This is a genomic window from Nonomuraea sp. NPDC049709 (assembly GCF_040674815.1).
In the GTDB taxonomy this organism is placed as follows: domain Bacteria; phylum Actinomycetota; class Actinomycetes; order Streptosporangiales; family Streptosporangiaceae; genus Nonomuraea.
Genome location: NZ_JBFANM010000060.1, coordinates 36,026 through 50,375 on the forward strand (window position 1 = coordinate 36,026; position 14,350 = coordinate 50,375).

At 74.2% G+C, this 14,350-nt stretch carries 7 protein-coding genes; 4 read left to right on the forward strand and 3 right to left on the reverse strand.

The features are described from left to right. The first annotated feature begins 264 nt into the window (after nucleotides 1-264). The 3 genes from AB0J69_RS43630 to AB0J69_RS43640 all read left to right on the forward strand — a co-directional run bounded on the left by AB0J69_RS43630 (nucleotide 265) and on the right by AB0J69_RS43640 (nucleotide 4,370). Nucleotides 265-3,048: an AAA family ATPase gene (locus tag AB0J69_RS43630; protein WP_364130738.1), complete on the forward strand. Its 2,784-nt coding sequence runs from the start codon at nucleotides 265-267 to the stop codon at nucleotides 3,046-3,048. Continuing rightward, complete coding sequence (locus AB0J69_RS43635; RefSeq protein WP_364130741.1) at nucleotides 3,045-3,311, forward strand: helix-turn-helix transcriptional regulator; 267 nt, start codon at nucleotides 3,045-3,047, stop codon at nucleotides 3,309-3,311. The genes AB0J69_RS43630 and AB0J69_RS43635 overlap by 4 nt, the downstream gene beginning before the upstream one ends. Before the next feature lie 105 nt (nucleotides 3,312-3,416). After that, entirely contained in the window at nucleotides 3,417-4,370 is a 954-nt protein-coding gene (locus tag AB0J69_RS43640; RefSeq protein ID WP_364130744.1) for a GDSL-type esterase/lipase family protein, read from the forward strand. Nucleotides 4,371-4,492: 122 nt separating this feature from the next. Here AB0J69_RS43640 and AB0J69_RS43645 read toward each other — a convergent pair whose 3' ends face one another. After that, nucleotides 4,493-5,491, reverse strand: a complete 999-nt coding sequence (locus AB0J69_RS43645; protein WP_364130747.1) for an SDR family NAD(P)-dependent oxidoreductase — start codon at nucleotides 5,489-5,491, stop codon at nucleotides 4,493-4,495. A gap of 251 nt (nucleotides 5,492-5,742) precedes the next feature. After that, nucleotides 5,743-6,726: a helix-turn-helix domain-containing protein gene (locus AB0J69_RS43650; protein WP_364130750.1), complete on the reverse strand. Its 984-nt coding sequence runs from the start codon at nucleotides 6,724-6,726 to the stop codon at nucleotides 5,743-5,745. A 291-nt stretch (nucleotides 6,727-7,017) separates the two neighbouring features. Here AB0J69_RS43650 and AB0J69_RS43655 point away from each other — a divergent pair, with 291 nt between their 5' ends. Then, nucleotides 7,018-10,722 (forward strand): hypothetical protein, encoded by a 3,705-nt coding sequence (locus AB0J69_RS43655; RefSeq protein ID WP_364130753.1) that lies wholly within the window; start codon nucleotides 7,018-7,020, stop codon nucleotides 10,720-10,722. 90 nt (nucleotides 10,723-10,812) lie between these two features. Here the strand turns inward: AB0J69_RS43655 and AB0J69_RS43660 are convergent, their stop codons facing one another. Beyond that, the gene (locus AB0J69_RS43660) at nucleotides 10,813-14,166 is read right to left on the reverse strand and encodes a glycoside hydrolase N-terminal domain-containing protein (protein ID WP_364130756.1); all 3,354 of its coding nucleotides are present in this window, start codon (nucleotides 14,164-14,166) and stop codon (nucleotides 10,813-10,815) included. Between the last annotated feature and the right edge of the window lie 184 nt (nucleotides 14,167-14,350).

The following is a 14,350-nucleotide window of genomic DNA, read 5'->3' on the forward strand; positions in this document are numbered from 1 at the left end:
GATTTTGAGTTCCATCGCCGTCAGCGTCGGCCCGCCCGGGTGCCGTTCGCATCCGTAGGGCCCCCAGGGGGAACCGCGACCAGGCTCCGGGGTCTGGCGCGGGCATTACGTAGTCCTACGTACGCAGTCCCCCACCGGCCACTCGTACGGTTTTGAATCAAGAGGCGGATGAGTGACGTGGCGGGAGGTGGATCCGGGGTGCTCGGTAAATCAAGCCTTGACGTTCTGGAAGGCGTGCTCGGACGCGGTGGGGGAGTCGCGGTCGTGGGCGGCGGTTGGTCGCCCGCCGGCTTTCACCGCCCCGGTGTGAAGGCCGGGCTGCTGGGCCGGCAGGCCGAGTGCGAGGCGCTCGACGGGCTGCTCACCGCGGTGCGGGCCGGTGAGAGCCGGGCGCTGGTCGTGCGCGGCGAGGCCGGGGTGGGCAAGTCGGCGCTGCTGGAGCACCTGACCGAGCGGGCCGCCGGTTGCCGGGTGGTGAGCGCCGCGGGGGTGCAGTCGGAGATGGAGCTCGCGTTCGCGGCGCTGCACTCGCTCTGCGTGCCGATGCTGGGCCATCTGGACGGCCTGCCTGGACCGCAGCGCGACGCGCTCGGCACGGCGTTCGGGCTGCGCGCCGGGCCGGCGCCGGACCGGTTGCTCCTCGGACTGGCCGTGCTCAGCCTGCTCGCGGCGGCGGCCGAGGAACGTCCGCTGGTGTGCGTGATCGACGATGCCCAGTGGCTGGACCAGGCCTCGGCGCAGGTGCTCGCCTTCGTCGCCCGCCGGTTGTTCGCGGAGTCGGTGGCCTGCGTGTTCGCGGTGCGCGACACCGAAGAGGCGGACGAGCTGTCCGGCCTGCCGACGCTGGACGTCGCGGGCCTGTCCGCCGGCGACGCCCGGGCGCTGCTGCGCTCGGTGGTCCCCGGCCCGCTGGACGCGCAGGTACGCGACCGGCTCGTCGCCGAGGCCCGGGGCAACCCGCTGGCGCTGCTGCAGCTGCTGCGTGAATACACCCGCCCGGAGCTGGCGGGCGGGTTCGGCCCGCCGGCCACCCGGTCGCTCTCCGGCCGCATCGAGGACAGCTTCCGGCGGCAGCTGGAACGCATGCCCGCGCGCACCCGGCAACTGCTGCTGCTGGCGGCCGCCGACCCGCTCGGCGACGCGGCGCTGCTGTGGCGGGCGGCCGCGCGGCTCGGCCTCGGCATGGCGCTGGTCGGCGCCGCGAACGACATGATCGTCCTTGGCGTCCGGGTACGTTTCCGGCACCCGCTGGCGCGCTCGGCGGTGTACCGGACGGCCCTGCCGGAGGAACGCCGGAAGGCGCACCTGGCGCTGGCGGAGGCGACCGATGTCGAAGCCGATCCGGACCGGCGCGCCTGGCACCGCGCGCACGCCACCGCGCAGCCGGACGAGGAGGTCGCCGCGGAGCTCGAACGCTCGGCCGGCCGCGCGCAGGCACGCGGTGGCCTGGCGGCCGTCGGCGCCTTCCTGGAGCGGGCGGCCGCCCTCACGCCCGACCCCCGGCGCCGGGCGGAGCGCGCGCTGGCCGCCGCCCGCGCCAAGCACCTGGCCGGCGCGCCCGAGCCCGCCCTGGCGCTGCTGGCCTCGGCCCAGGCCGGTCCGCTGGACGAGCTGCGACTCGCCCACGCGGAGCTGCTGCGCGCCGAGATCGCCAGCACCTCGAACCACGGCAGCTCCGCCGCCCCGATGCTGATCAGCGCCGCCAGGCGATTCGAGCCCCTGGACACCGCGCTGGCCCGGGACACGTATCTGCAGGCGCTGTCCGCGGCGATCGGCATCCTCCCGGACGAGGGCCGCAGCCTCGGAGAGGTCGCGGCGGCCGCCCGTACGGCACCGCCCGCCATCGGCCCGCCCCGGGTCGCCGACCTCCTCCTCGACGCCCTGGCCAGGCACTTCACGGAGGATCCGGAGGTCGCGGCCCCGGCCATGCGGCGGGCCCTGGCCGCGTTCCTGAGCGAGGAGACCTCCGCCACGGAGGACTTCCGCCGGCTGTGGGCCGCCCACACCCTCGCCATGGCCCTGTGGGACGACAGGTCGGGCCGCGAGCTGGCGGATCGCTACGTCGCCCTCCTCCGCGACACCGGCGCCCTCGCCCTGCTGCCCCTGGCGTTGAGCACGCGGCTCATGCTGCTCAACTTCGCCGGCGAACTGGACGAGGCGGAGTCGGTGAACGAGGAGATCCAGACCCTCGTCGCCGCGACCGGGGTCCGGATCGGCTTCGGGTTCCAGGCGCCGGCGGGCGGCGCCCTCGCCCTGGCGGCGTGGCGGGGACGGCAGGCCGAGGCCGAGCAGCTGGCCGACGCCCTGACGAACGAGGCGACGGCCCGCGGCGAGGGATCCACGGCGTCGGTCGCCCATTGGCTGACGGCCGTGCTGCACAACGGCCTGGGCCAGTACGAGCAGGCCCGGGCGGCCGCGGAGCGCGCCACCGCGTACCAGCCCTCCCCGGGCGCCGCGGCACATTGGGCGCCGGCCGAGCTGGTCGAGGCGGCGGTCTACAGCGGCGACCGCGAGCTCGCCTTCCGGGCGCTCGACCAGCTGGTCGCGACCACCCAGGCGAGCGGGACCGACTGGGCGCTCGGGGTACAGGCCCGGTCGCGCGCGCTGCTCGGCCAGGGTGAGGAGGCCGACACCCGCTACCGCGAGGCGATCGACCGGCTGCGGCGGACCCGCATGCGCGTCGACCTCGCCCGCGCCCACCTGCTCTACGGCGAGTGGCTGCGGCGCGAGCGGCGCCGGCTCGACGCGCGCGAGCAGTTGCGCACGGCGAGCGAGCTGTTCGTGGCCATGGGCATGGAAGGGTTCGCCGACCGGGCGGAGCGCGAGCTGCTGGCGACCGGCGAGACCGCCCGCAAGCGTACGGTCGAGACCTCCGGGCAGCTCACGCCGCAGGAGACGCGGATCGCGAGGCTGGCCCAGCAGGGCCTGACGAACAAGGAGATCGCCGGCCGCCTGTACGTCAGCCCCCGCACCGTCGAATACCACCTCCGAAAGGTCTTCGCCAAGATGGGCATCACCTCGCGCAGCCAGCTGGAGCGCATCCCGTGACCGGCCACCACGGGCACAGGACGGCCTGCAGGCTCGACTACCGGTGGCGGCTGCGGGAGGTCATGGCCGCCCGGGGCATGTTCTCCACCACCGACCTGCGTCCGCTGCTGGCCGAGCGCGGCATCGACCTGTCGCTGAGCCAGGTCTACCGGCTGGTGGCGGAGAAGCCGGAGCGGCTCAGCCTCCGCACGCTGATGGCGCTGCTGGACATCCTGGACTGCACGATGGAGGACCTGATCGAACCGCTGCCGGCCGGGAACTGACCGGAGCTCACGCGCAGGTCGCTACGGTCCCGCGGCGGGTCCGGCGGATAAGGTGATCACATCCGTCCCAGGAGATCCGGGGAGACCCGCGGAGAAAGGACCGAGGTGAGCCAGCCGCGCCCGCACACCCTGTTCTCCTTCGGCACGTTGCTGGACGAGCGGGTGCAGACCACCCTCTTCGGTCAGGCCGTTCCCGTGTCCCCGGCGTCGCTGACCGGCCACACGACCAGGCCGCTGCCGATCACCGACCCGTCCGTGATCGCCACCAGCGGCATCGACGTGCACCTGACCCTGGCCCGGGAACGGGATGCCGCGGTCGAGGGCGCCGTCCTGCACCTCACCGACCATGAGCTCGCCGCGGCCGACGCGTACGAGGTCGACGACTACGCCCGCCGGCGGGTGCTCCTGGCCTCCGGGGAGGCCGCGTGGGCGTACCTGGACGCGAGACCGCTGCGCCCGGCCGCGCGCATCGTGATCGCGGGCGACGGCATCGCCTACGGCCGCTGTGACCCGGAGGGCGGGTGGGCGGCCCGCCTGGCGGCCGCGCACATCGCCGCCGACGAGGCCGGGCACCGCGTCTTCAACGTGGCCGTCCCCGGCAGCACCCTGATCGACGTCAGCGAGCAGACGCCCGCGCTCCTGGCCGCCCGCCGTCCCGACACCCTGCTCGTCGCCGCCGGGATCGGCGACTCGGCCTGCCGGCTGGCCGCCGGCCCGCTCGCCGCCGAACCGGCGCACGCCGGCTGGCTGGAGCGCCTCGGCGACGGTCTCGCCGCGCTGGCCGCAACCGCCCTGAGCCACAGCGCGCGGCTCGTCGTCCTGGGCCCGACGTGGGTCGACGAGTCCAGGACCCGCGACCTCGGCTGCCTGCGCTTCACGCACACCGGGGCACTGGCCCTGCGCGAGAGCCTGCGGACCTGGTGCGTCGCGAACCACGTCGACTTCCTCGACATGTGGGCGCCGCTGCACGACAGGCCCGACCTGCTCGCCGACGGCCTGCACCCCACCCCCGACGGGCACCGGGCCCTCTACGACCACCTCGCCGCCCTCGCCCGCTGACCTTCGACGACCTGCCCCTGGTGAGCCTGATCTCCTTCGCCGCCGTACACCCCGAGCCGGACGCGCTGCGGCGCGACCTGGGCCCCACCTCCTCGGAGCCGCAGGCCGGCGTGCCGGGCGGGTCAGGCGGTGGCCGTGCCGGACGGGGCCGCCTGGTCCAGCAGGGCGTCGATCATCTCCTGGAGCCGGTCGCGTCCGACGGTGCCGAGGGCGCCGGTCAGGGCCTGGGCGAGCTTGTCGTACGGGTCGTCCACCGGCAGTTCCGGCACCCGCTCGGCCAGCTCCTCGACACTCCACAGCCCGTCCTGGTGGATGTGCCCGCCGAGGGACCAGCCGTGGTTGACCGCGACCGTCCCGCCCCGTACCGACAGCACCTGGCCGGTGAGCGGGCAGGCCGGGCCGGCCAGGTAGGCGGCGACGGGCGCGCAGGCGGCCGGGTCCAGCGGGTCGAACCGGCCCGCCGGCGGCTCCTGGCCCATGCCGGGGACGGTGAGGGTGAGGCGGGTGCGGGCCATCGAAGGCGAGATGCAGTTGACCCGTACGCCGTAGCGGCCGAGCTCGAGGGCGGCCACGGTGGTGAGCGCCGCCACCCCGGCGTTGCCCGCCGCGTAGGAGACCTGCGTGGGCAGCGGGTTGAGCAGCCCGGAGCCGGAGGAGGTGTTGATCACGGCCCGGTCGATGCGGATCCCGGCCCGGTGCCGCTCGCGCCAGTGGCGGGCCGCCCAGCGCGTGACAGCGAACGTGCCCTTCAGCTTGACGGCCAGGACGGCGTCGAAGTCCTCCTCCGGCAGGTCGGCCAGGCCCCGGTTACGTTCGATGGTGGCGTTGTTGACCACCGCGTGCAGGTCGCCGAAGGACTCCAGGGCCTTCGCCACCATGCGGCGGGCCCCGTCCCAGTCGGCGACGCTGTCGGTGCTGGCGACCGCCTGCCCGCCGCGGGCGATGATCTCCTCGACGACCTCCGCGGCCACGCCGGCGTCACCGCCCGTGCCGTCGATGGCGACGCCGGGGTCGTTGACGACGACCTTGGCGCCCTCGGCGGCGAAGAGCAGGGCCTCCTCCCGCCCGATGCCGCGCCCCGCTCCGGTGATGAGGACGACGCGCCCGTCCAGACTCCCCATGACAGCCCCTTCCCAAGTCGATGCAGTCGATGTAGTAATTCATTGTATGTAGCGACCTGGGGGCAGCGCGAGGGGCCCCGGCGTGCCGCTGGGGATCTCGCGAGCCGCGGGTGTCGGAATTCCGTTTACTCGTAAGGGGACCGGCTTGCTCCGGACGCCGCCGGCGACGAGACGAGACGGATTGCCCGAGGGCTCCTGTTCATTGCCCGGAAAGCCCGTCCGGCCCTTTCCGCCGGGCCGCGGATGGGCCGTTATGACGGTCGCAATGCGCGGGTGCGATAGGCGGTGGGATTCACCTTGTACATCGACCTGAACAACTGGCTGAAGTGCGCGGGATTGTCCAGGCCCCAGCGGGCCGCGATGGCGTGCACCGGGTGCCCGGCCAGCAGCGGGTCGCCCAGGTCCCGGCGGCATCGCTCCAGCCGCTGATCGCGGATCCAGTCGCAGACGCTGTGCCCGTGGCCGCTGAAGAGCCGGTGCAGGGAACGGATGGAGATGTGGTTGGCCGCGGCGATGCTCCGCGGTGACAGCGTGGGGTCGCCGAGATGCCGGAGGATGAAGGACTGGATCTGCAGCAGCAGGGTCTCCTTCGACCTCGCCGGCGGCCGCGCCTCCAGCTCGTCCGCCACCAGCTCGTCCGCCAGCAGCGTCGCCAGCAGGTCCACGACCAGCCCCGACAGCCGGTGCGCGGTCCCCGGCCGGTAGTGGTCGAGGTCGTCCCCGATCCGCCCGACCCCGCCTGCCACCAGCGCCCCGACCCCCGCCGCCGTGCCGAACGGGACTCCCAGCACCGGCCGCACCACATGGGCCGGGACGGGCAGCAGCCCGCGGGAGAAGGTCATCATCACGCAGTCGGCGGGCCCGCCGCCCGGCTCCCGCCGGAACGGCTGCGACGTGTCGTACAGCGCCAGGTGCGAGGGGCCGAGCACCGTGGACGTGCCCGCCCGCGGCCGCCCGTTCCTGTGCAGGATCAGCTGGTACGCCCCCGGATCGCCGCTGCGGATGTGGGCCCGCGTGCGCTCGATCCGGTACGGCGTGCCGGTCCGCGTCGCCAGCGACGTCACGGTCACCGCTCCGAAGTCGCCCACCCGGACGCGCGCCCAGAAGTCGGTCCGCGGCTCACCGGAGACGCCCACCGGCACCGGCAGCTTCGCCATCGCGTCCTGGAAGCGGGAGAAGCGCTCGCCCTCGTCCGGGTGCTCGTCCGCGTCGAACACCACCCGGATCGCCGTCATCCGTCGCCCCCGCGCGGATCCGGCGCGGCGATCCGGCGAATCCGTCCAGGGCACAATTGCCGCGTGCCGTGGTGACGGTGCCGGCCCGTTCGCCGCGAGCGATGATCAGGGACATGCGACGTCATGTTTTCTCCGGTGATCGAGTCGAGGGTCGTGCCACGCGAAAGGGCCCGGAGCTCGCCCCATCGGTTTTAGCACCGCACCCGGTTGTTCAGCGGCGCCGGATTTCCTGAACAAACAACTTCGCGGGCGCAGAACCCCCGGCCGCGACCCGGGGATAGGGTGTCGCGCATGGGGCGGCCTGAGCGCGACCTGAACCCGGAGAAGGACCCGCTGCACCGATTCGCCACAGAGCTCAGGAAGTTGCGGATCGAGGCGGGAAAACCCAGTTATCGCGAGCTCGCGAAGCGCGCGCATTTCTCTGTCACGGCCCTCGCCGAGGCGGCGGGCGGTGCCGTTCTGCCCAGCCTCGCGGTCACGCTGGCCTATGTGGAGGCCTGCGGAGGTGACCGCGCGGAATGGGAGGAGCGCTGGCGGGCGCTGGACGAGCAGCTCAAGGAGCCGGTCGAGCAGGACGGGCCGGAGGGGGCGCCGTACCTGGGGCTGCGGACGTACGAGGCGGACGACGCGAAGCTGTTCGTCGGGCGCGAGAGCACGGTGCGGGAGTTGTGCGACACGTTGCGCCGCACGTCGTTCCTGGCGGTGTTCGGGCCCTCGGGCGTCGGGAAGTCGTCGTTGCTCCGCGCCGGCCTGCTGCCGACGCTGCGGGCCGAGCACGGGCCGGACGGCAGGGCCTGGCCGGTGGCGTTCCTGACGCCGGGGGAGCTGCCGCTGCGGGAGCTGGCCGTTCACCTGGCCAACGCCGCGAACGTGGCCGCCACGTCCGTCTACGACGCGCTGCGCGCCGACCCGTCGTCCGTGCGCACCGCGATCGCCCAGGTGCTCGCCGGGGGTGGCGGGGGCGGTCGCATGCTGGTGGTCGTCGACCAGTTCGAGGAGGTCTTCACCCTGTGCGAGGACGAGGACGAGCGGGCCCCGTTCGTCGCCGCCCTCCTCGCCGCCGCCACCGAGCCCGCCGCCCGCGTCGTCATCGCCATGCGCGCCGACTTCTACGGCCACTGCGCCGCCTACGCCGATCTGGTGGCCGCGCTGCGGGACGCCCAGGTGCTCATCGGCCCGATGGACGAGGACGGGATGCGCCAGGTCGTCAGGGTCCCGGCCGAGCGCGCGGGGCTGAAGGTGGAACGCGAGCTGGTGGAGCTCGTCGTGGACGAGTCGCGGGGGCAGCCGGGGGCGCTGTCGCTGATCTCGCACGCGCTGCTGGAGACCTGGCGGCGGCGGCGCGGCGGCACGCTGACGGTCGCGGCGTACCGGGCGACCGGCGGGGTGCACGGCGCTGTCGCCCAGACCGCGGAGCGGGTGTACACCTCTCTCCCGCCGGGCGAGCGCGAGCTCGTACGGCACCTGCTGTCGCGCCTGATCGTGCCCGGCCAGGGGACCGAGGACACCCGCCGCCGCGCCGCGCGTACCGAGCTGGCGGAGGGCGAGAGCACGGCGCGCATCCTGGCCGAGCTGGTCGCGGCCCGCCTGGTCACGGTCGACGAGGACACCGTGACGATCGCCCACGAGGCGCTGATCCGCGGCTGGCCGCGGCTGCGCGGCTGGCTGGAGGAGGACCGCGGGCTGCTCCTGGCGCACCGTCGCCTGACCGAGGCCGCCGCCGAGTGGGACCAGCACGGCCGCGACGACGCGTTCCTCTACCGCGGGTCGCGCCTGAGCGCCTGGGACGGCCGCTCGGCTGATCGGTTCAACGCCCTCGAACGTGCCTTCCTCGACGCCTCCCACCGCGGCGAATCGGCCGCCCGCGGAAGGCGCCGCAGGCGGGCGCGGCTGCTGACGAGCGGGTTGCTCGTCGTGGTGCTCGTGGTCAGCGCCCTGGCCGCCGTCGCCATGACGCAGGCCAGGCAGGCCGCCGACCATCGGGACGTCGCCGTGTCCCGCCAGCTCGCCGCCGAGGCCCAGGCCGAGCTGGCGCTCAACCCCGAGCGCGGGTTACGCCTGGCCAGGCAGGCCCACTCGGTGTGGCCCACGGTGGAGGCGGAGACGGCGCTGCGGCAGGCGCTGATCGACGACCGGCTGATCGTCACCCGGCCGGGCTTCGGGCGTACCCTCGGCGTGGCCTTCTCACCCGGTGGCGACCGCCTCGCCGTCACGACCGCCGACGGCCTCGTCCGCGTGTGGGACTGGGTGCCCGGCGGCCTGTCCGAGCGGCCGCCGGCCGTGCTGCGCGGGCACGAGGGGGAGGCGTGGAGCCCCGCGTTCAGCCCCGACGGCCGTCGCCTGGCGACCACCGGCCTCGACGGCACCGTACGGGTGTGGGACCTGGCGGGCCGCGCGGCCCCGCTCGTGCTGCGCGGGCACAAGGGCCCCGTGTGGGGCGCCGCCTTCGGCCCCGACGGCCGGCGCCTGGCCTCCATCGGCGACGACAGCACCCTGCGGTTATGGGACCTGACGGGCCGCGCCGACCCCGTGGTCGTCAAGGCCCACCGGGGCGTGGCCGGCGGCGTGGCCTTCGACCCCGACGGGCGGCACGTGGCCACCGGCGGCGCGGACCAGCTGATCCGCGTCTGGGACCTGGATGACCGCGCCCACCCGGTCGTGCTGAAGGGGCACACGTCCATGATCAAACGCATGGCCTTCACCCCCGACGGGACCAGGCTGGCCAGCGCCGGTATCGACGGCACCGCCCGTATCTGGGCGATGGACGACCGCGACGCCGAGCCCGTCGTGCTCCGGGGCCACGAGGGCAGCGTCGAGGGAGTGGCGGTCAGCCGCGACGGGCACCGCCTGGCCGCCGCCGGTGACGACGGCTCGATCCGCGTCTTCGGCACGGCCGGCGGCGGCGACCCGCTGGTGCTGCGCGGCCACGACCGGGTCGTCTGGAACGCCGAGTTCAGCGCGGACGGGCGCCACCTGGTCAGCGTCGGCGACGACGGCACCGTCCGCGTCTGGGACGCCGCCGGCATGGGCGAGCCCGCCATCCTGCGCGGCCACCGCGGTGAGGTGTGGAACCTGGCCCTGTCGCCCGACGGGACGAAGCTGGCAAGCGGCGGCGCCGACCACGCCGTCCGTCTCTGGGACGTCTCGGGCAAGGACCGCCCGACCGTGCTGCGCGGCCACACCGGCCAGGTGTACGGCCTGGCCTTCGGCCCGGGCGGGCGGCTGCTGGCCAGCGGGAGCGGCGACACCACCGTACGGATCTGGGACACCACCGGCGCGGCCCGGCCCCGCGTGCTGCGCGGGCACGACCAGCCGGTCGGCGCCGTGGCGTTCGCCCCCGACGGGCGGCACGTGGCCAGCATCAGCAACGACGGAACCCTGCGCATCTGGCCCGTCGACGGCACGGGCCCGCCGCGCGTGATCAAGGTCAGCTCCGAGATGCTCCGCTACGTCGCCTGGAGCCCCGACGGCCGGTACGTGGCCACCTCCGGCCTCGACGGCCTGGTCCGCCTGTACGCCACCGCCACCTACGGCGCCCCGGCGGAGCTGCGCGGGCACGAGGGCATGGTGTGGGCGGTGGCCTTCAGCGCGGACAGCCGCCGCCTGGCCAGCGTGGGCAGCGACGCCACCGTCCGCGTCTGGGACGTCGCCGCCCGCGGTGCCCCGCTCGAACTGCGCGGGCACCAGGGCGCGGTCTGGCAGGCGGCCTTCGCCCCGGACGGCCGCTGGGTGGCCACGAGCGGACACGACGACACCCTGCGCCTCTGGCACGACGGCCGGCCCGGTACGCCCCTGACCGTCACCGGGTTCGCCGCCACCGTCGAAGCCGTCGCCTTCCGCCCGCCCGCCGCCCACGGGGACGGCGCCGTACGGCTGGCCACCGCCCACGGGGACGGCACCGTACGCCTGTGGACCTGCGACGCCTGCGCCCCGATCGAACGCATCCTCACCGAGTCCGACACCCGCCTGGCCGCCCCGACCGCCCCCGCCGGCTGACCCTCCCGCCACCGTCGAGCGACTGCCTGCGGCGCCTGCCCAGCGCCTGACGGGCGGGACCGCGGGTCCCCGCCCGACCTCGGGCATGGGTCAGAAGGACAGCTCGCGCCAGTTCTTCACCTCCTCGGCGGTGAGGGCGCGGGCGAGGATGGCGGCGCGGTCCACGGCGCCGGTCAGGCGCTGGCCGCCGCCCTGGTCGGCGCCGAAGCGCAGCGGGCGGGAGGTGCAGCCGGTGATGCCGTCGGAGGTGGCCTGGCCGGTCGCCTTGCGTTCGCCGTCCACGTAGACGGTGATGGCGCCGGTGCGGTCGAGGGTGACGACCAGGTCGATCCAGCGGCCGGTGGGCAGGGTGGTGTTGACGGTCACGTTCGCGCCGGCGCCGATGAGGCGCAGCGTGTTGCCGGGGCTGAGGTCGATGAGGACGCCGTCGGTGCCGGGGTCGCCGGACGGCTGGGAGTCGAACAGCCGGCGGTAGCCGCTACCGCCGATCTTGACCTCGGCGGCGAAGGTGGCCTCCTGGACGAACCCGAGCGTGGTGGGGGCGGTGTCGAGGTAGGTGTTGCCGTCCAGGACGAGGCCGCTGCCGGTCGGAGCGGTGGTGTCGTAGGCGGGGGCGCCGCCGGTGACGGTGGCGTCGCGTCCGTTGCCGGAGGTGTCGGTGACCGTGCCGCCCTCCTTCGGGTCCCAGGCGACCAGGACCGAGCCCGGGGTGGCCGGGGCGCACGGGTCCAGGGTGAGCACGGCGCCGGCCGCGCCCTTCCAGGAGTCGCCGGTCACCGCCGCGGCGAGCGCTGCCCGGCGGGTGCCGTCGGACGGTCCCGGGGTGACGGTGAAGGAGGCGGTGCGGGTCAGGCCGGGCGCCACGGCCGCGAGGTGGCGGGTGGCCGGCTCGACGGTCCAGCCCCGGGGCACGGTGAGCGTCACGTCGGAGGCGGGCACCGAGCGGCGCCGGGTGGCGGTGACCGCGACCTCTGCCTGGAACGGCGTGCCCGGCACGGCCCCGGCGGGCACGTTCAGGGCGACGGCGGCCTCGTTCTGGATGGTGTACGTCTTGCCGGCCCGGGCGTTCCAGGTCAGCGTGTCGCCGTCGCGGTGCGGCCCGACCTCGTGTCCCTGCTCGTCGTGGACCCGGTAGCGGCCGGCGAGGAACGACGACCTGACCTTGATCGGGCCGGTCCTGCCGGGGCGCACGGTGACGGTGTCGGGGGCGCCGTTCTTCCAGGTGGCGTCCACGGTGACGTCGCCGCGGGCGCGCAGCCCGGTCACCGATCCGTCGCGCCACGCGGACGGCAGGGCGGGCAGCACGTGCACCACGTCGTGCCGGCTCTGCACGAGCATCTCGGCGATGCCGGAGGTGGCGCCGAAGTTGCCGTCGATCTGGAACGGCGGGTGGGTGTCCCACAGGTTGTCCAGGGTGGAGGACTTGAGCTGTTCGGCGAGCATCTTGTGGGCGTGGTCGCCGTCCAGCAGCCGCGCCCAGAAGTTGATCTTCCAGGCCTTGGACCAGCCGGTGCCGCCGTCGCCGCGCGCGGTGAGCGAGACCTTCGCCGCCTCCGCCTCCGGGCTGCCGGGGGCGATCTGGTTGCCGGGGTGCAGGGCGTACAGGTGGGAGACGTGCCGGTGGGTGTCGGTCGGGGAGTCCCAGTCGCCCTTCCACTCCTGGAGCTGGCCCCAGGAGCCGATCCGCAGGCCGGGGTCGAGCCTGGCCAGGGCGGCGCGCACCTCGGCCTGGAAGCCGGCGTCCACGTTCAGCTTCCCGGCCGCGGCCAGGGCGTTGCCGAACACCTCGCGGACGATCTGCTGGGACATCGACGCGCCGGCGGAGAAGTCGCCGTGCTCGGGGGAGTAGCTGGGGGAGACGACGAGCCTGCCGTCGCGGGGATCGGTGTGCAGGAAGTCCAGCCAGAACTCGGCCGAGCCCTTGATCACCGGGTACGCGGTGTCGCGCAGGTAGGCGGTGTCGCCGGTGAAAAGGTAGGTGTCGTACAGGTGCTGGGTGGTCCAGGCGGCGGCCTCGGGGAACCAGAAGGAGGTGGCCCAGTCGTGCACGCCGGTGAAGCCGAACGGGTTGGTCTCGTTGTTGACCACCCAGCCGCGGGCGCCGTACATGTCCTGGGCGGTCTTGCGGCCGGGCGCCACCAGCGCCGAGATGTAGCGGTCGTACGGGGTGGTCGTCTCGTGCAGGTTGGTCTGCTCGGCGAGCCAGTAGTTCATCTGCAGGTTGATGTTGACGTGGTAGTCGGCCGACCAGGGCGGGCTGGTGGAGTGGTTCCACACGCCCTGCAGGTTGGCCGGGAGCACGTCGTTCTCGCGGGAGGAGGAGATGAGCAGGTAGCGGCCGTAGGCGAAGAACAGGGCCTCCAGCGCCCGGTCGCCGGCCGCGGCGCCGCCGGCGTAGTTCCTGCGCAGCTGGTCGGTGGGGACCTGCGGCGCCTGCTGACCGAGGTCCAGCTTCACCCGGTCGAACAGCTCGCGGTAGTCGGCGACGTGCGCCCGCCGCAGCTCGTCGTAGCCCTTCGCGGCGGCCGCGTCGACGGCGGCGGTGACCTTGGCGTGCGGGTCCTCGCCCCGGTAGGCGGGGTAGGTGCCGGCGTAGTCGGTGCCGGCCGACAGCACGAGCACGGCGCTGTCGGCGCCGGTGACGGTGATCTTGTCGCCGTCGTCGGTCCTGGTGCCGCCCTGGGCGATCACCTGCACCTGCGCCTCGAAGCGCATCTTGTTGTCGCCGAGCTGCCCGCGGATGGTGAGCCGCCCGCCGGAGGCGGTGACCGTCTTGTCGTTGCGCGGCGAGGTGTGCCGCAGCGTGAACGACACCTTCCCGCCCTGGTCGGCGGAGAGCCGGCCGACGATCACGTTGCCGGGGTTGCTCGCGAAGAACTCGCGCGTGTGGCGGACGCCGCCGGCGGTGTAGCCGACCCGGGCGACGGCCTCGCGCAGGCTCAGCTCGCGCCGGTAGCCGGTGGGGCTCTGGGGCGCGTCCGGGAAGTCCAGGAAGTCCGGGAAGTCCAGGAACAGGTCGCCGAACGTCTGGTACGCGCCGAAACCGGTCTTGGGCTGCCCCAGCTTGGCCGCCACCGCCTCCGGCGTCATCCTGCCGTCGCGGTCGATCTGCTGCCGCACCTCCTCGATGGCCCCCGGGCGCGGCGTCCTCCAGTTGCCGAAGTCGTAGCCCGGCGACCCCGGTCCACCGGTCCACAAGGTCTTCTCGTTGAACTGGAGCCGCTCCGACGCCACGCCACCGAACACCATCGCGCCCAGGGGGCCGTTGCCGATGGGCAGCGCCTGCGTCTCCCAGTCGGTGGCGGGCTTGTCGTACCAGAGCGTCAAGTCATCGGGTGTCTCCGCGGCGACGGGAGCCGCGGACGCGGGGGCGGACAGCCCGGTGGCGAGCATGAGCGCGGCGACTAGGCCGGGGCCGAATCGCCGCCGTGGGGGGTGGGGCACGATTTCTCCGATCACAGGAGTGTTGATCCAAGGAGATAGCACCGAAACCCGGACGTAACAAGAGGGGCATCCGAGGTCTTCGGAGACCTGGATGCCCGTCGTAATCCCTTTCACGAGGACGTCAGAACGGGGAATTGATCGGATGTCCTTGTCCGCGAGATCCCCGTCCGGCCCGGGGGCGGCC